The sequence below is a fragment of the Halorussus lipolyticus genome, assembly GCF_029338375.1.
GTDB classification, from domain to species: Archaea; Halobacteriota; Halobacteria; order Halobacteriales; family Haladaptataceae; genus Halorussus; species Halorussus lipolyticus.
This window is the reverse complement of sequence record NZ_CP119807.1, coordinates 21,636-38,994: the sequence shown is the minus strand read 5'-3', so window position 1 is coordinate 38,994 and position 17,359 is coordinate 21,636. Positions and strand designations below refer to the sequence as shown.

Below are 17,359 nucleotides of genomic sequence, written 5' to 3'. Positions count from 1 at the left end.
GAATCCCGATTTACAATCGCATCCATGAGTGGCATGATAGCCACCCATAACTCCTGTCGTCCGAGAGAATCGGTTCTATGAGTCCATCATCAACTTTAGAGCAACCATCTCGCGTAGCATCCCGTTGTACAGTTCTTCGAGCAGCTCATCTTGGTCGTCATCAGAGATATCAGCGAGGTCCAGAAGTGTGGAGTCAAGTTTTCTCCGCGACTCATAGCCTTCTCCAAGCTCATCCGATAGGCCGTCGAATGCTTTGTCCATCCGGTCTTCTTCTTCATCATCGAATTCGGATGGTTCAGCGTTGCGAGCTAGCTGGACGTACATGCTAGGAGCATCGACCGTACTAATCTCATCGAAGGTTCCCTCCAAAGTCTGTTTCTCATTGGCGTCAAGTGCGTGGATTTCCGGCACGCGGAACTTCTTGACAATGTACTTGTGCCATTCAATCCAGGCACCGCGGGTTTCAACGCGGGTGGAGAGAGACTGGAGCCAACCGAATGTGCTGTCAAACCAGGCAGTAAGTAATTTTGCCTCTGTTTGAGAGGTTTTGGTGGGCACCCACATCATGTCGGGATATAACCGCTTCTTGTCAGAGTAATATGCGAGGTGGTGAGTACCAGGAGCTGTCAAGTCCACACGACGGACAAGCGCAATCCATCCTAATCGACGTTCCACACGCTCATGCCACTTGGATGGAATTTCTGGCTCATCGGTAAGACTCATATAGTGGTCGATGCCGGAGAAGTCTGAATGCTGGATAGCGTACTCGGGGATGTTCGAGATCTCGGTCTTTCCCCTACCGGAGTAACGACGCAGATTCGGGATGAGATTGTCCTTCGGAACGTCAACTGTATCTCCTGTGTGTCGGTGTTTCGCGACTACATGGTCGTCAGTCTCATCGTCGTACACCCACAGGTCGCGGTCCCCGAACTTGAGAGCAGTTGGGTCATTGATGGAGGCTTCCGGATGCACGTGCATCTGTCCATTCCCGTTACTTCCGATTCCTCGTATGAGCCCGACATCGAATGTGTCAAGCGAGGTCGTTGGGATGTTCTGGACGAGACGGTCCCACTTCGCAAAGAGGTCTGGATTGTCCAAGGAGAAGGGAGAGAAGAGGTTGTCAATATTCAGGTCTTCAATTGATATTCGCTGAACAGAGAAATCCTCTCTCGAAACGGACTGACCAGCCTCAAGCGTATCTGCAGCGAGTTGCACTTGTTCTGGATTGATATCAAGCCCATCGTGGGAGACGAAGGCAGTACTATCATCCTCAGACTTGCCCTTCTTCGCGACAATGAGGACTTCACGGAGGTCGGTGTCTTCACTGTAATTCGGGGCATCCTCCCGAGCAAAGATATACTCAACATCATATTCTTCGACCAGCATTTTCCGCACACCGTGGTCGCTTTTCTCGTTCAAAACGGTTGCAGGGACGACTGCGGCTATCCGGCCACCCTGCTTCAGGAACTTGTCTGCAAGGAAGAAGAAGTATGAACAGTAGTTCATCTTACCGTGAAGATACTTGCGACGTCGGTCAAACCGAGTCTCCAATTTAGCTTTATAATCTTGACTGAATCGAGCAATTGACTCTTGACGGGAGAAAGGAGGATTCATAATAATCAAATCGGTAGTTTTCAACTCCATCTCCCGTCCTTGTCCCGCGTCAAGCGTTGTACTCCCTCCCTCAATCATTTCTTCCTCAACTTCAGGACTGGACCCATCTCTGTAATCACCGAGACCGCGTTGCTCGCTGCTTTCTGGGAGAACGAACGAAAGAGGGTCAATCGTACTCCCTGGTTTGAGACTTGTGCTGTCGGCAATCCCGATATTCACTTCGTCAGTCTCGTAGATAGGGGCTTGCAAAGCCAAGTGAATGCAGGATAGATGGGCTGCAAAAGGCATCACATCAATTCCAGTAATGTCTTCTTCAACGAATTGCTGGTGGTCTTCCTCAGTGAAATCCTTCCCACTCGCTTCCAGTAACTCTCGTTTTCGGAGGTACGAAGATGCAAGTAGCGTTCCGCTTCCACATGCTGGGTCCATTACCTTCGCATTCGGTTTGTCGATGGCTAGGTCCGTGAGGATGTCCGCAGCCTTGTTTTTCGTGTAATATGCAGCCACCTTTTTTCTTGCAGAGACTGGGATAAGCTCGTGGAAGACTTTCCCTAAAACGTCATGCTGAATGTTCTCTGGTTGGAGACCATTGAGGCTCCGGATGATGGATTTTACAGTTTCAAGGGAGGACTCTGGAAGGTCACTAGCTATATCAAAGCTGAAAACCGGAGTGAAGTCCTCTTCAAGAACAATCTCGAAATAGTCCGTAAGCTCCTGAGGTGAGTCAAAGTCTTCAGCTTCCAATTTCGGGAAATCAAACCGAGAACTCGTACTGAGAACCCGGTAGAACATGAGTTGATTGACTAAGAGATATCCTGCAGTTTCACGCGCAGCCTCTTGTTCCTCATCGTCATCAGAAGAAGCACCTAAGACATTTTTAAACAGGTTTTCCTCGGGTGCAGCTTCCAGCTGGTCATTTAGCATATCGGCCATCTGCCGCAATGTATCAACAACTTGGTCGGGGTCTGCCTCAGGGTCTTTCCGGTCCTCAATGTTATCTTGTATCCATTGAGGAAGTTGCTCTAATGAGAGCGTGTCTGTATCCGTCTCTGCATTTTTTCGGAGGAAAGCAACTTCGAATTCATGACCAGAAAGCGCGGCTTCAGCAGTATTCCCTGACAAGTCTGTTTGGAACGTCTCCTGTTTGAGGTCGTTTGGATAAGCGATAATGAATGACCCCGAAACCCCCGGAAGTTGTCCGTAGTCACGTGCTTCACCGAATCCCTTCCATTTCTTATCCTCCCACTTTGCTTCTCCGAGAAAGACTCGACCATCCTGTACTTCTAAGTCAGGCTGACTGCGACCCGACGCTACATTATGAGAGATTTGTGTTACAGCATTGACTCCCTCATCCCGTAGATAGTCGGCTAAAAGGTCGGTAACGCTGTCTTCCGTAACGGACATACTGTTATCGGATGTCCAGAAAGCAATCATATATTCCTTGCGAAAGGAATTTTATATTATACAATAATAAAAATGATAGAATAGAATGGCGAATTAAGTTGATGTACCCAACTCTACACTGCTCTGTGCGACCGTTCAACGGTGAGGAGGTCAAGAATCGCTGCTGGTTCTCTGAGCGAACATCCGGCCGCGTGGAGGCGGACGGCGAACGCATATCGGTGGACCTCGCGACTGTGGCGGCCAAGCAGTGGGTGACAGTCGAGGCACCTGACGTTGACCTCAACGTCGAACGGACGATCGAAGCCAACGAGACGGACATCCGCAACCTGTTTCAGAACTGCCTCAAGAACGCCGTCGAACAGATCGATCCAGACACGACGGTGATGGTGACGGTCGGTGCACTCGCTGATGGCATCTACGTGGCCGATGACGGCACCGGAATTCCGCTAGAAGAGCGGGAGATCGTCTTCGACGAGGGAGGCACGACGGCCGCAGACAATGGGGCGAACTGGCTTCGGACTCGCGTTCGTTAAGCGACTGGCAGAGGTTGAATAGTGGGATTGTACAGTCATAGAAAGCTAGGCCGGTGAGGGTAAGTTCGGGTTCCGTGATGTGGCCTAGGACTGCGGATTCCCGTTACTGGACCCGTCTCTCTCTAACAGTTAGTAGTACGGTTGCTTGATTCAGAATTACCTGTGGGGCCGGTGTGCAAGATGGGAGGTTTCTTGCTGACTACTGTCCGAAATGGTGGGTCGTTGTACAGGTGTAGAATATCTCATTCTTTATGTTGTTTGTGTGCTTTGTTCTAACTCCACCTCATAAAGCATATTTTCAACAATATTTCTTGTTTGGGGAATAGTCACGGGGGATGGTAGCACATCAAATAATGCAATCAACAGGTATGGAATGCCTTTCACAACGAAAATTCCTTCGGTGGGGAGCGGTAGCAAGGATTGGAATTAACCTTGGCTTCCAGACAACTAGTCACTGTGAGGAGCTAGTCCAAGACACAGAAGAAGGGACTGAGAAGGATTGGCCGATGTTCAGCGGCGGGCCTGCCCGGACAGGAGCCGTACTTGGGGCGACTCCGCCTAGGTACTGTTCAGATAAGCGTTGAAGAACGAGGCGGTTGGAATTCTAGGTGTCCATGCCAGAATTCGACCGCCTCAACGAGTGTAGCGATTGGATCGAGTTAGATTTTGTGGAGCGAGAAGCGACACCGGAGTCGCTGATGAAGCTCAGTATCCACCTTCATGCGGCCGGATTATCACTCTCGGATACTGTTTCTGTCTTAGAGAAGTTCGGTGTCGAACGGTGTCGCTCAACGATTTATAATTGGGTGCAGAAAGCCGATCTACAGCCGACTGAGGGTAAAAACCCGAATCACGTTGCGGTCGATGAAACCGTGATTCAACTCAACGACCAGCGTTACTGGCTGTACGCCGCCGTCGATCCTGAAACCAACGAATTCCTCCACGTGAAGCTCTATCCGACACGAACTATCGTTGTGACGAAGCAGTTTCTTACCGAGTTGCACGAGAAACACCGCGTCACCGACGCGGTGTTTCTCGTCGATGGCGCACCATGGTTGCAAGCCGCACTCTTCGAGGAAAAACTCCGATTTCAGCATGTCATACATGGAAATCGGAATAGCGTCGAACGTGTCTTCAAAGAATTAAAACGTCGCACCAACCAATTTGCTAATCATTTCCGCCACGCGACGCACCGCTCCGCCGAAAACTGGTTGCAAACTCTCGCCTTCGCATGGAATCAGCTAATCTGAACAATGCCTCACAACGTCCCAAATAGTTATTATGTAGACCGTTGTGCTACGGCCATGTCTCGGTCACTTACCGGGGAACACTACCACTATTACGCGATTTGTCCGACGAAACTCTGGTATCATCACCATCGAGTTTTATACGCTCAAGAGAACGAATTCGTTCGACTCGGCAAACATCTCTCTGAAACAGCCTACAGTAGAGATGAGGGAGTATCTATCGGGGCCAGTAAATTCGATCTCGTTCGTCGTCCAGACGAGAATACGCTCGAAATCAGCGAAGTGAAACGGTCCTCGACGTATTCAGAGGCCGACCGCTTACAGCTACTTCATTATCTTTCGATTGTCGCTGAAGACAGTGCCGAAGACTCGGACGACTATCGACTAGTGGGGAAGATACGCTATCCGCGTGAAAACACGGTCACGACAGTCCACTGGTCGGCTGAAATGGCGTCTGAACACGAGGAGGTAACCGATGACATCCGGTCGATTGTAGACGGCGAGTGCCCACCCCCAGAGCGAATATCGGCCTGTAACAAGTGTAGTATGCGGGAGTTCTGTTTTGCATGAAAGAACGCTACTACATCACGTCGGTCGGCCGACTTGAACGTAACAGCGATACGCTCTATTTCGTACAGGAAGGTGACCGAACTCCTCTTCCAGTCAACAAAATCTACGATATTTTCGCCGGTGCAGGTGTCTCGGTCACAACCGGCGTATTCGACCTGCTCGCGGAGAACGAGATCGCCCTGCATATCTTTAGCTACAATGGTGCATATCGTGGGACGTTCCTTCCACCGCGTCCGATTCTCTCGGGAAAGTGCCATATTGAACAAGCGCAAACGTACTTAGATGACTCCGAGAGACTCGACATTGCCAGTCGGTTCGTACAGGGTGCTATCGAAAATATGCGACTCACACTTCGGCGCTACTGTGACGAGGAGTGTGGGACAGGATCGATTCTATCTGACCACCGTGAAAACATCGGCGAACAAACTACCATCCCTGAATTGATGCAACACGAGGGGTCGGCACGAGACGCATACTATTCTTGTGTTGACCACTGCCTCCCAGAATCGTTTTCCTTCCCGAGTCGGAGTCGCCAACCTCCAGAGAATCCCGCAAACAGCGCGATGAGTTACCTAAATGCGCTCGTCTATGCCTCCGCTGTAACGGAAATCTATCATACACGCTTGAATCAGACGATTAGCTTTCTCCATGAGCCACATGAACGACGGTATAGCCTGAGCTTGGATATTGCAGAGATATTTAAACCACTACTGGCGGACCGACTGCTCCTCTCACTCACACGTCAGGGCCAGCTAACCCCAGACGATTTCGAATCAGAGGGGCAGGCCGTTCTCCTTACAGACGACGGAAAGAAGACCCTTCGGCACGCTTTCGATGAGCGACTATCGACGACCCGCAAGCATCCCGGTATTGGTCGGTCACTTTCGTGGCGACGCTGGATTCGGACAGAGTGCTACCAAGTAACGAAACACGTCCTCGGACTGGAACAGTACCAACCGACAACGGTACGATAGGATGTTCGTAGTTATCGTCTATGACGTACGTGCCGACCGAACGCAACAGATTTGTGATTATCTCCGCCGGTGGCTGAACTGGCGACAGAATAGCGTTTTCGATGGCCATCTCACCGAAAGCGAATACGAGGAGGTTCGTTCTTGGATTCAGTCGTTTGTCGATACGGGGGAACAGGTCCTTTTGTATACGACGACACGAGAGGATGCACTTGATATCGAGGAGTTTGGCGACGAACGAGAGGACACAAGATTTCTATAACTCGCCAGCGATTGAATCAGCTTTTGGCATAGTGAGTGTTGAGGGGGTTTAAGTCAGTATGCAGAATAGAGGGGGTGTTCAGTATCTCCACGTCGATTCGAGTGATTTTACGAGTTGATAGTCAGTCTGAGTATTCACCATTATGACGCAGGAGCTACCCAGAGACCCTGATTTCCTATATCTTTATCCCTCCAGACTCCCACCGAGAAAATGGTAGGTCGTAATCGGACCTCAGTAGGATTGAAAGCCGGAGGTCGCCCGTCGCACCCATCGGCGCTTCCTCGTCGTAATCGGACCTCAGTAGGATTGAAAGGAGACCTAACCGAAATACTCGACGTAGCCGGAGAGAGTCGTAATCGGACCTCAGTAGGATTGAAAGTTGAAGACTGTCGAACCGCCGATTTGGATTCGGAGGGTCGTAATCGGACCTCAGTAGGATTGAAAGATACCTGCATCCCGGCCGTTTCGCGTCCCCTGTCCAAGTCGTAATCGGACCTCAGTAGGATTGAAAGAGGTCTTGCAGGGCGCGCGCGACCGACCGCAGTCCGGTCGTAATCGGACCTCAGTAGGATTGAAAGACGATACTCCCGAACCTGCTCGAAGCGAACACCAGCACCCACCAGTCGTAATCGGACCTCAGTAGGATTGAAAGGAGAACGCGCTCGTTGACGTGTACGAGAACGCCGACCGTCGTAATCGGACCTCAGTAGGATTGAAAGCTGGCCCTCGGACAGGTCGCTCCAGTCGTGGCCGTGTCGTAATCGGACCTCAGTAGGATTGAAAGTCGGACGTGGCAGAACCATCGTGACTGGCTCCATGCAGTCGGCTTGTCGTAATCGGACCTCAGTAGGATTGAAAGAAGTCGTCGCCGAAGCCGTCGCGCCACCCGAAGCAGTGTCGTAATCGGACCTCAGTAGGATTGAAAGGATGAAGTCGTGGGCGGCCTTCTCGACCGTCGGCGTGTCGTAATCGGACCTCAGTAGGATTGAAAGTTGGCGTCTCGGATTTCGGCGCGCAGGTCGGTCCTGGTCGTAATCGGACCTCAGTAGGATTGAAAGATTCAGGTGGTGGGTCATCGAACGACACCGACTCGACCGTCGTAATCGGACCTCAGTAGGATTGAAAGGTCCTCGGGTTGCGCGGCCACTGGCTCGACGAGGCCGGTCGTAATCGGACCTCAGTAGGATTGAAAGGGGACCGGGAAGACGACGCTCGTCCGACGACTCGCCGGTCGTAATCGGACCTCAGTAGGATTGAAAGTCGTGGTCCACGTCGCGGAGATTTCGTCTTCGACCGGTCGTAATCGGACCTCAGTAGGATTGAAAGGGCGGTGGCCAAAGCTTCGAGATGGGCGCGGACCAGAGTCGTAATCGGACTTCGATGCGATTGAAAGGTGTTCAATCCGGGGGCGGATAACCCGTTCAACTTGTCGTAATGAACTTCGGTAGGATTGAAAGAAATAAAATCGGACCATGACTTCCTCAACCGTTGCGTCGTTGTAATCGCACCTCGGCAGGATTGAAATGTTGAGGAGTAGGTTGATGAGTTCACCATTTGCCACTGTCGTAATCGAACCTCAGTAAGATTGAAAGTCGCCCAGCGGGTTGCCCTGCTCGTCGCACTTCTGGTCGTAATTGTACTCCGATCGGATTGAAAGATGGAGTCCACTCCAGAGCGAATACGCTCTGAAAGCAAGACGGAATACGGAACTCGACAGAAGCGCTACGACGGTCAGAATTCTCGCGCCGACGTGTCGGTTGTCGCATCGTTGGTGGGGTTCTGTATCCCCCACTGGTAAGAGTAGTGAAGCGACACCTCTGGAAGTGAAACACGAGGAGCATCCGGGAACACTTCTGAGGAGTGACATCGAATATCGTCGTCCAAAAGCCAGTAGGCGGGAATTTCGATGCTGTACTCTTCGATGGCCTCTTGCAGTGCTTCGTGGCACGGCGTATAGCGGTCAGTTTCGAGACCACAGTGTCCACAGCAGTCGTGAGAATCAAACGTCTCCCACAAGTAACTGAATGGCACTGGTTTTTCGTCGTTGTCGTGGAGGTCGTACGGAGAGGCAACGACTGGAAGCCGACGATGTGTCCCCGTTCGGAACGAGATTCGATTACCGTCCCATCGAGGCGGTCCGAACATCGAGTCGTTTGCAATAGCTCCTCGGAACGTCTGTTCACGAACCTGCAGGTTGTACGCAGAATAGGCTTCGGCTATCCAGTGTCTCGACGCCTCGAACGAGTATGCTGTCGCGGCGTCGAGTGCGTCTCGTGTCGCCAACAGTAGATTCCACTCCGGGGTATTCCGCCCAGTCGCATATGGGTACCACGCACTCGCTGTCGGGTCAAAATAGGTGTTGCAGACGTACTCGACCGGTCGCATTCGTTCGGCACAGTCCTCGCAATCACAATCTTCTGCGTCCGGCCGGTTCCCACGTCGGTGAAGGCGGCCTGCTCGCTGAATCACCGCGTCAGCAGGTGCGAGGTCCGTGTAGAGCGTATCGACGCTAATGTCCAGCGAGAGTTCACAGACCTGCGTACAGACGAGAATCCGGCGCTCGTCGGTCGGAACATCGCCGGGAGCGAACTGCTCGCGGACCTCGCGTTCTTTCGCCCGGCGGTCGTAGGACGGGAACTCACTACTGTAGTACGTGACCGACACGTCCGAGGGTGTCACTTTTGCAAGCTGTCTTGCAAGCGTCTGAGCACTCCTGACGGTATTCTTCACGACCATCGCCGTTCGAGCGTCACCCGACGCCAAGCTGTCTGCAACTACCTCTGCGGTTAGCTCGTGGTCGTGCTGTTTGACGTGATACGGTGAGTGGTCCTCGCGTGGGTCATGCACCGTCTCGGTCGGGTCCAACGCCGCTTCGAGTTCCGGCGGACAGGTCGCAGTCATGACGTACCACGGCAACTCGATTGCGTCAAAATACTCGACAGCACCCGCTATCGCCTGTAGCAATTGCCGGTCGTAGGCATGGACTTCATCGAAGACCACTGCCGCGCGACGGAGGTTTCCCCGAGCGATGTCCGAGTGCTTGTCGTTGTTGACGAGCGTGGCGAGGAGGTGGTCTACGGTACAGATGGTAATCGGTTGCTGGAACCACTTACAGCGGCGCGGATACTCGTTGATGGTTTCCAGTTCGCGTTCGTCGCTAAACTTCTCCGTATAAACTCGTCCACTCGTGCTGTGATAGAGCGCCACATCGTCGGGGTCGGCGTGGTCGTTCGTAACCGTCTGAAAGAGGTTGTTCGAGGTCGTCCGCGTCGGCATCGCTATGACGAGTCGGTCGGCGTTCCCCGCTCGGCATTGTTCGGCACCCCATTGAAGCGCGGTCTGGGTTTTGCCTGCGCCACAGCCTGCAAGGCCGAAAAACTGGTCTGGAGTATCGCCATCGAGATAGTCGGCGACCGTCTGTTGAAATGGTCTGAGTTCGTCGTAGAACTCGATACTCTCGGCTGTAAGCGAGGTTGGCAAGGGTGCAGGTGGGCCGTCACCTGCTTGACTGCTCGCGTGGTGGTCGGCCTGAATCAGCGCGCTTCGTAGAATCGTCGTTATCGAGGCGATTTCGTGAAATTGCTCGTCACTACCGGGACGTTTGCGAACCTGTTTGACAAACTCCCGAAACCCGCTTAGAGCCGTCAGGGCGTCTATCTGTAGCGACCAATCCCCCACCGTCTCAGTCTCGGAGACCTGCTCGAAGAGTGCGTCACAGTCAGCCCCATCTATGAGGTGTTCGTTCGCCCGGTGATTACTCTCCGAAATCGGAGTATGGTGATGCAAGACCGCGAGGAGTAAAGCCGCCCGCTCGACCTCGGTAAGCGCGGTATGGAGAACCGGAATCCCGTCACTGGACGCCGTGAGAGCGAACGCGACGAGGGCGCTTCGTGCGCTATGGTTTGGGAGTGTGACGTTCTCGCCGGTCTCGATTGCGTGCTGGCACTTGGCTTGCCAGTCGGGATGTGCTTTCCCGGTGTCGTGAAGCAGACCAGCGAGTCGCCCGAGGTCACGGAGACGGTCACTTGTCGTCTCAGCCGGAAGTGCCGCCCGTGCGGTAGCGGACGAGTCGAGCGCCGTAACTGTCGCGTCGGCAACCGCCTGTAGGTGTGTGTCGAGCGATGTGGGCGGGTCACTCTTTGCGTAGAGTGGTTCCGCGTCGGTGTCTGACTCGCTACTCATCGATGAACACGACCGGACCGTCCTCGTCAGTTGCGTCGTCGAGCGTGTAGTAGGACTCGACGCTCCCACCCTGCGTGACGAGTTGAACTTCAGGGGGTCGGGCGTTGTACGACCCCAACCGTTCGGTCTGGACCGGAAGCATCACGGGGTCCGCACCGTCCCCGTCTGGGACAACCATGTCGTCAAGGTACTCCTCCTCGTCGTGGTAGACGAGTTGCGATTCGGTCACGTTCCGAACGTCAACGAGATTGTCCGACCGCCCGAGATAGAGCAGTCGTTCAGGGTCGCGGAACGCCGCCGCAACTGCGTTGCATCGCTCCTCGTCACCTGTGACGTAGACTCGATAGGTCGGAAAGAGCAGTGTCTCTTCTTCGACGGGGTACGAGAAGTACGTCCGGTCGTCATTCCGAGCGACCTTCTGGCGCGTTCGGAGGTCACGCTTGGAGGTTGGACTGTCGAGAACACGAATTCCGATTGCCGTGTCGGCCTCGAACGACTCGCGGAACGCTTGTTCGGCCTCGACCCGCTCTTTCTCCATTGTTCGACCGCGACTCGACCCCTGCCCGAGGAGCGACGGCCGACCCCACGCCGCGTAAAGCATCCCACGAATCGTCGTCAGGGGTGGGACAGGGTACGACGGGAGGTCGTTCATCGCGCTGGCGTTCGTAAACGTACACTCGAACGGCACGTCGAGGGTTGCCGCGACGACCGCACGGCTCTCGTCGGTTTCGTCTGTCGAGCGGTCGGCGTCCGTCGTCGCCATCTTAGTCGAGCGTGGCCGCGAGTTTGTCGTAGCAATCACTCACCGAGTCACAGACCGTGACGTTCTCGTCTGCCTCAGCGGCGTCGAAGAACGCATCCCAGTTGTCCATCACGGTCGGGTTGTGAGTTCCGGCGACCCAGACATCTCCGCCATCGTGGGTGAGGTCCTCGACCACCGACTCGAACGCGGGAATGTTGAGTTCGCCGTCCTCGATATGGAGCGTGTTCGTGACCCGCTGAGAGTAGGTATCGTTCGCGGTCGCAACCACTACGTCGGGCATGAAGTCAGCCATGTGTCGGGCTTGTCCGGCCAATCCAGAGGCGTTCTTGAGGCCGTCGAGGAGTATCTGAACGCGCTCGGGTCTGTCTTCGACCACAGTATCGAGGTCGCGTTCGTACCGGTGTCCGGGCTCGTTGTCGTCGTCGAAGCCTTCACGCTCGCGCTGGCCGATACTGTCGCAGTCGAGCATCCACGCACCCTTGTAGACGTTATCGGTGAGTTCTCGATAGCCGATTTTGTTCTCCTCGGCGTTCCCATCGTCATCGTCGTCTTTCTTCCGTGACCCACCCGGTGCGTACTGGAGAATCATGTCGGTCGTCACGTCGGCGTCGTACTGACCGACGAGCGGCGTGACCCGAAGTGGTGAGACACGCTTCTCGGGCGTCGGTTCGTCGAGGTCCATGTTCATGTACCCGAAGATGTCGCAGAGGAGGCAGTTTTCGAGGTCGCCACAGGCGTCCTGCGGGGTACATTCGACATTCTCCTCGGCAGAGTCCTGTATGGCTTCTCTAATCGCGTGCCGATATGCTTGCCCGGAGATGTAGGGCCGGTTGCCGTACATCTTCAGGTCCGAGAGTTGCTTACTGCCTTCGCCTGCGTTGTGGTTGCCGAGTTGTGCGTGGGTCAGATACGCCATTCCGAGTGCTGATTGTGTCATCGTGTGTACTCCGTTAGTCGTCGTCAGTTGCCGTGCTGTTCTGGTAGTGCGCCGAGAGGGAGGCGTGAATCACGAACATCTGCTTGGCGGCCTCGAAGGTCTCCTCGTCGCTGATTGCACCGATGAGGTCCTCGACCGTCGAGTTCGCAATCCACGTACTGTGGGCGGCTACCTCCTCTGGGTCGTGACTCTTTTTGACCGCGCCCATGCTCGCCTTCTCGAAGGCGGACAGGAACTGGTCTGGCGAGTTCGCGTGACGAAACGACTGAAGCACGCTCAGGTCGTCCCGTTCGGCGAACATCTGGCCGACGGACCGACCAGCGTTCTTGATACTGTCTCTCGTGTCGTCGTCGATTTGGGTTGCCATCTCGGTCATAATCTGATGGAAGTAGTGTTGGTGTCGCCCGATAGGCATCGAATAGGGGGCTTGGGCATCGCCAGCGAGTTGCTTGGCAAGCCCGAACAGTCCGCGTTCGAGCATCGCAAGATTGCCGTCGAGGATACCCTGCGCGAGGTCGCGTTTTGCATCGACCGCGATTTCGGTGTCGGTGTTCGGGTTCTGGAACTGGATGTACCACGAGAGGACATCGCCGAACGGCGCGTACGACTCGGGGCCGTCCGCAGTCTCTCGTGTTTGCTCGCGGAGACGGTCGTAGAGGTCCGTCGTTACCGGCGCTTCGTCGAATCCGGTGAGGCCGCGAACTGCCCGTCCACCTTTGCTCGGGGAACTCCGAACGGAAATCGCGGCGGAGAGTGACGGTGGTGAGTTCTTCGCTTCGGAACCGAGACTCCCGAACAGGGCTTGTTCGTCGGTCGTAGCGTCCTCGGACAGCGCGCGGAGTAGTGCGGCGAAGAACGCGACCGCCTGCACCTCCCCGATAGCCGACTTGACCGGAAATGACGAGAGTCGGACTGTCCCACCGCCTGTCGGCGTGGCGAGATCGGAGAGTCCCGCTGTCTGCTCGTAAGCCCGACGGACCGCCGCGATGGTCTCGAAGTCACCTTGCACGGCAAAGATTCGGTATACGCCCGATCCATCGGCGCTAGCGACCGGTTTCCTCGGCATGATGAGGTAGTAGAACCCTGCCAAGAGACAGGCCGGACAGCGACCACGGAAATAACTACTCTGGCTGGACTTCTGTCCGAGCGGTGAGAGTCGCCCGGACTTCGTTGCCATCGGCGTGAAACTCTGGCCGTATTCGAGTTTCTTCTTGTCGTACTCTTCAAGGTCCCACGTCCAGTTTGGAAGCGACGACCCACAGGACATACACGAGGTATCGTCTGAAACAGTCTCGTGGTCGCCCGTGAGTACATCTTCGAGCGTGTCGAAGTACCGATTCGCCCGATCGAGAACTAACTCGAAACTCGATGCCGTCGGTGCCCCCATATACGCCGGGTGAAGTCTGTAGGCACTGTCGCCGTCGCGGTCGATCTCATCTGTGTCGAGACCAACCGATTCGAGCGAGTCGTCGCTCAGGTCATCGTCGGGAAACACCGTTGCGTCGTCGTCACTACCGGGAAATGGCTCGGTCGGGGCGGGGACAGTCGGCGCGCTCTCGGTGTCGCCGAGCCAGTCCGGGTCCACGTCGTCACTGTCCTCTGTCGGGAGTGTCCCGGTAGCGAGGGCGTTGACGTGGTACGCACGACTGGTTCGGCGGTGCGTGTTCGTAATTACGCCCTCGGACCCGAACAGTTCCGCGCGTAGCTTCGGTAGGACTTGCTTGGGCGGTACTGTCGCCACGACCGTTCGCTGGTCGATACGGGCCACCCCTGCGGTAGCGAGTCGCCGTCCGAGTTCGACCGCACCCTCGTTGACGAATGGGTCGTTACTGTACCGGAACAGCTCCCACTCGTCGCTATCGGGGTCGGCGTCTGGAGTCGCCGTCACGCGATGTCCTCCTCGACGGGGGCGACCGCACCGAAGCCCATGCCCGTCTTCTCGCCGAGTCCCTCCTCTTGGATGAATCGACTCGTTTTCTTGTCACAGGTAAGCGTAAATTCAACCCGAGCGCAAGGAATCTTTGCGCCCGGACCGACTTGTAGGAGTTTCCCGTCGGTCCAATGAAGCTTGTCGATGACGAACTCCGGGTCAGCGTCGTCGTCCTGCGATAGGATGCGGTCGCGGACGTTCTGGCAGACGCGAGCGTACCACATCCCGTCGTCGGGTCGATACCACTCGGTCGGCGTGTCGTGGTCGCCGTTCGGTTCGCTCACCGCGAGCGGACTGAGCGTCTTGTAGCGTGCTTTCCCCTCGATAGGTCGCACGTCGTCTACCTCGACCCCGGTTACGGGAACGGTCGTGTGTCCGAGCGTGAGTTCCTCATGTGCTTGTGCGTAGTTCGCACAGGCGGTAAGAAGTTCGCTGTCCGGCGAGTTCACGACCCAGTAGCCGCCTTCACAGAGAAGACCGTCGTCGGTCACGTCGTAGGCGTCGGTCTGAATGAACTCGCTAAAACTGAACGGGGGTGCGTGCTGGTCCTGATGGAGCTTTGCCGCGTACTCTGGTGCGTACTCGTTGACAGCATCATAAATGAACGACTGGAACGAGAGATGCGAGTTCCACGGAATGTGGAAGCGCGGCTGTGTCCCGCTATCAGCGTAAATGTATAATCGCATTCCTATGCCACGCAGACTGTTTCCCTGTCCTGTAGTATAACTCTATTGAACATAGAATGGATATGTCGAGTTTGGAAAGCCACTCTCTACGAAGAAACCCGGAACACGCCCGTTAGTAGTCACCCGAACGCTTTACGCGCTGGTACTGGTACCCCTGACAGGGGATCTCGCGTGAGTCAGCACACCGTCCGAGACGTATTCGGCCGCACCGCCATCGAAACCGCACCATTTAAACACGGCACAACTGGCTTCTCGAACATCACTATTGGAGGAGAGAGCAACGCATGACTGCATACCGCTTCCGCGTCAAACTCGAACCCGACCCGCGGTCACTCTGGCGTGACATCGTTGTCGGCGAGGAGCGCCCACTCACGGAGTTTCAGACGAGTATCAACCGTACCGTCGGTCTCGACCAATCCCATCTCTGGTTCATCGGGACTGACCAAGACTACTGGCGGAGCGACGTGCGATACGAGTCGCCCGACGCATTTGAGGATATGCCGAGCAGTGGCTTGCTACAACCCAACGAGGAGGTCTACGACGCTGGAGAGGCGACAGTCGGAGAGATGGCTCAGCGACTGGGCCTCGAAGAACGCGACCGTTTCTGCTATCTCTTTGATTATGGCGACGAGTGGCGTTTCTACGCCATTCTCAAGGAACTCCTCGACGACGAACCCAGCGATACACAACCGGAGGTCGTCGCCGAGAAAGGCGACCCAGTTGACCAGTACGCTCCGTCCGACTATAGATAGATTTCTATTTGCTAAAGAATTCTATATATTTCTTTTAGATATCTGGATACAAGTCAGATACCTCGATACACGAGTCTGTAACAATCCCAGAATCAGCCGGTGCATCCAGAGACGAAGGAAAGTAGTTGCTACTCGGTGGCTTCGGATGGAGGAGGCCGGTTAGCCAAGTTGAAGAAGCGACTTCCACGCGGCGAGTTCGTGACGGTGCCGGTCGTCGGTAAGCAAGTGGTTCTGGCGGACCTGCATCGGGACCGGCGGCGTCTCGTCGGTTAACAAGACAGTCACGAGTGCCGAGACGACCGGCGAGCGCGAGGTGTCCACGGTCTCGACTGCCTGCTTGACGGCCTCGGCGTCGATGTCGGTGGTTGGGAGTGCAACACACCAGACCCCCGCTACGACTGCGAGATAGTGGCTTGCGTCGTCGTCAATTTCGGTTCGGAGGTTCCACGCATCGGTGAGCAAGTCGGAGGCAGGGCTCGGTTCACGGTCTCGGAGTGCATTGAGTCCATACCAGTAGAGTTCTGGGAGTCTCTCGGTTGCTTTGCGTGCCGAGCATTGTGCATACGCTTCCCGAATGTGGGCCTCGAATTGCTGTAATTGTGGGGAAGTGGCCGTATCGAGCAGGTCGAGCGCGCGTTCACAGTATTCGACCGCGCAGTCGGCGCGGTCGCACCGCTCACAGGTCTACGAATAGTGGCACACGTTCGAGCGCATGCTGGAGCGATGCTGAGTCGCCCGACGAAAACCACACGTTAAGAGTAGCTTTGAGGTGGTCGGCGGCCTCCTCCGGCATGCCTAATTCGTCTTTGAGAAGGACTGCGTAGTTATTGTGCGCGTTAATATACTCTGGGTCACTGTCGATAGCTTGCTCGTAGTGGTTGACGGCTTTTTCTGGCGCGTCCAGTTCATCCTTGAGCAGGGTAGAATTGAGCGCCTCTCGCGCCCATCCATAGCCATTTCAGCCGATTTCGCTTCGTGTCCGACCAACAGTCGGTCCACGCGGATACTCTTGTTCTCCGTTTCAGAGCTTCTTTTGCCAATCCATGGCCACTTCGTCCAGCTTTCACACCGAATTCCGACAAGCCAGATAGACGCATTCGCACACAATTAAACAGTAAGTTTATTTTAGTATACTGTTCCCGTGTTTCAGCATCTCTCCTATCTGTTCGTGGCCAATTAGCGAATTTATGATTCTCGAAATCGAATTCGTACCCAATTTTATACGCTTAGAACCGACGATAATTCTCCTACGTAGATTTCATCTTGTACACGGGGTCTGCATATGGATTTTTTCGTCCAAAGGAAAGGGGCCATATGCAGAAGATGAGAGATGGCTCAGGCCGCGAGTGAACGGCGAGTGTCTTCTGGGGCCAGACGGGCAAGGTCCTGTGGGCCGAACGAGCAGACCACTCGAGGAATCCCAGGATTAGGTTGCCGATGTGTTCTCCGGTGAGTGAGCCGAGGACGATCTCAGAAACTCGATTTGCCTCTCTCGCACACTGCTGTTC

At 55.0% G+C, this 17,359-nt stretch carries 13 protein-coding genes, 2 pseudogenes and 1 CRISPR repeat array; of the genes and pseudogenes, 6 read left to right on the top strand and 9 right to left on the bottom strand.

Annotated features, from left to right (window positions below; genetic code table 11):
• Positions 1-75: 75 nt before the first annotated feature.
• Together P2T57_RS19565 and P2T57_RS19560 are read right to left on the bottom strand one after the other, a co-directional pair.
• On the bottom strand, positions 76-3,018 hold the full coding sequence (locus P2T57_RS19565; protein ID WP_276302657.1) for a class I SAM-dependent DNA methyltransferase: 2,943 nt from the start codon (positions 3,016-3,018) through the stop codon (positions 76-78).
• A gap of 116 nt (positions 3,019-3,134) precedes the next feature.
• Positions 3,135-3,230, bottom strand: a pseudogene (locus tag P2T57_RS19560) (IS6 family transposase); the annotation flags it as partial.
• On the opposite strand from P2T57_RS19560, the gene P2T57_RS20310 reads away from it, so the two are divergent.
• The 5 genes from P2T57_RS20310 (at position 3,210) to cas2 (ending at position 6,601) form a co-directional block, all read left to right on the top strand.
• Positions 3,210-3,551, top strand: a complete 342-nt coding sequence (locus P2T57_RS20310; RefSeq protein ID WP_337250818.1) for an ATP-binding protein — start codon at positions 3,210-3,212, stop codon at positions 3,549-3,551. The pseudogene P2T57_RS19560 and the gene P2T57_RS20310 overlap by 21 nt on opposite strands.
• 614 nt (positions 3,552-4,165) lie before the next feature.
• Positions 4,166-4,801 carry an IS6 family transposase gene (locus P2T57_RS19555; RefSeq protein ID WP_276302656.1) on the top strand — a complete coding sequence of 212 codons (636 nt, stop codon included), beginning with the start codon at positions 4,166-4,168 and terminating at the stop codon, positions 4,799-4,801.
• Between the two features lie 3 nt (positions 4,802-4,804).
• Positions 4,805-5,368: a CRISPR-associated protein Cas4 gene (gene cas4 / locus P2T57_RS20410; RefSeq protein WP_420028565.1), complete on the top strand. Its 564-nt coding sequence runs from the start codon at positions 4,805-4,807 to the stop codon at positions 5,366-5,368.
• A complete protein-coding gene (cas1b, locus tag P2T57_RS19550; protein WP_276302655.1) occupies positions 5,365-6,342 on the top strand; it encodes a type I-B CRISPR-associated endonuclease Cas1b in 978 nt (325 codons plus the stop codon). The genes cas4 and cas1b overlap by 4 nt, the downstream gene beginning before the upstream one ends.
• A gap of 1 nt (position 6,343) precedes the next feature.
• Positions 6,344-6,601 (top strand): CRISPR-associated endonuclease Cas2, encoded by a 258-nt coding sequence (gene cas2, locus P2T57_RS20405; RefSeq protein ID WP_420028564.1) that lies wholly within the window; start codon positions 6,344-6,346, stop codon positions 6,599-6,601.
• A gap of 217 nt (positions 6,602-6,818) precedes the next feature.
• A CRISPR array of direct repeats spans positions 6,819-7,994; the repeat unit is 30 nt; unit sequence GTCGTAATCGGACCTCAGTAGGATTGAAAG.
• A 338-nt stretch (positions 7,995-8,332) separates the two neighbouring features.
• Here the strand turns inward: cas2 and cas3 are convergent.
• The 5 genes from cas3 to cas6 are packed head-to-tail and all read right to left on the bottom strand — an operon-like array spanning position 8,333 to position 15,099.
• A complete protein-coding gene (gene cas3 / locus P2T57_RS19545) occupies positions 8,333-10,783 on the bottom strand; it encodes a CRISPR-associated helicase Cas3' (RefSeq protein WP_276302654.1) in 2,451 nt (816 codons plus the stop codon).
• Positions 10,776-11,546 carry a CRISPR-associated protein Cas5 gene (gene cas5, locus P2T57_RS19540; protein ID WP_276302653.1) on the bottom strand — a complete coding sequence of 257 codons (771 nt, stop codon included), beginning with the start codon at positions 11,544-11,546 and terminating at the stop codon, positions 10,776-10,778. The genes cas3 and cas5 overlap by 8 nt, the downstream gene beginning before the upstream one ends.
• A gap of 1 nt (position 11,547) precedes the next feature.
• Positions 11,548-12,483, bottom strand: a complete 936-nt coding sequence (locus tag P2T57_RS19535; protein WP_276302652.1) for a DevR family CRISPR-associated autoregulator — start codon at positions 12,481-12,483, stop codon at positions 11,548-11,550.
• Between the two features lie 13 nt (positions 12,484-12,496).
• Entirely contained in the window at positions 12,497-14,371 is a 1,875-nt protein-coding gene (locus P2T57_RS19530) for a hypothetical protein (RefSeq protein ID WP_276302651.1), read from the bottom strand.
• On the bottom strand, positions 14,368-15,099 hold the full coding sequence (cas6, locus tag P2T57_RS19525; protein ID WP_276302650.1) for a CRISPR-associated endoribonuclease Cas6: 732 nt from the start codon (positions 15,097-15,099) through the stop codon (positions 14,368-14,370). The genes P2T57_RS19530 and cas6 overlap by 4 nt, the downstream gene beginning before the upstream one ends.
• A 284-nt stretch (positions 15,100-15,383) precedes the next feature.
• Here cas6 and P2T57_RS19520 point away from each other — a divergent pair.
• A pseudogene (locus P2T57_RS19520) lies at positions 15,384-15,842 on the top strand (IS1096 element passenger TnpR family protein); the annotation flags it as partial.
• A gap of 168 nt (positions 15,843-16,010) precedes the next feature.
• Here P2T57_RS19520 and P2T57_RS19515 read toward each other — a convergent pair.
• Positions 16,011-16,313, bottom strand: a complete 303-nt coding sequence (locus tag P2T57_RS19515; protein WP_276302648.1) for a hypothetical protein — start codon at positions 16,311-16,313, stop codon at positions 16,011-16,013.
• A gap of 214 nt (positions 16,314-16,527) precedes the next feature.
• The gene (locus P2T57_RS20400) at positions 16,528-16,755 is read right to left on the bottom strand and encodes a tetratricopeptide repeat protein (RefSeq protein ID WP_420028568.1); all 228 of its coding nucleotides are present in this window, start codon (positions 16,753-16,755) and stop codon (positions 16,528-16,530) included.
• Between the last annotated feature and the right edge of the window lie 604 nt (positions 16,756-17,359).

Bases quoted from the DNA above. Each gene is read 5' to 3' on its own strand.
- P2T57_RS19565 (WP_276302657.1), bottom strand. From the start codon at position 3,018: ATGTCCGTTACGGAAGACAGCGTTACCGACCTTTTAGCCGACTATCTA.
- P2T57_RS19555 (WP_276302656.1), top strand. From the start codon at position 4,166: ATGCCAGAATTCGACCGCCTCAACGAGTGTAGCGATTGGATCGAGTTA.
- cas4 (WP_420028565.1), top strand. From the start codon at position 4,805: ATGCCTCACAACGTCCCAAATAGTTATTATGTAGACCGTTGTGCTACG.
- cas1b (WP_276302655.1), top strand. From the start codon at position 5,365: ATGAAAGAACGCTACTACATCACGTCGGTCGGCCGACTTGAACGTAAC.
- cas2 (WP_420028564.1), top strand. From the start codon at position 6,344: ATGTTCGTAGTTATCGTCTATGACGTACGTGCCGACCGAACGCAACAG.
- cas3 (WP_276302654.1), bottom strand. From the start codon at position 10,783: ATGAGTAGCGAGTCAGACACCGACGCGGAACCACTCTACGCAAAGAGT.
- cas5 (WP_276302653.1), bottom strand. From the start codon at position 11,546: ATGGCGACGACGGACGCCGACCGCTCGACAGACGAAACCGACGAGAGC.
- P2T57_RS19535 (WP_276302652.1), bottom strand. From the start codon at position 12,483: ATGACACAATCAGCACTCGGAATGGCGTATCTGACCCACGCACAACTC.
- cas6 (WP_276302650.1), bottom strand. From the start codon at position 15,099: ATGCGATTATACATTTACGCTGATAGCGGGACACAGCCGCGCTTCCAC.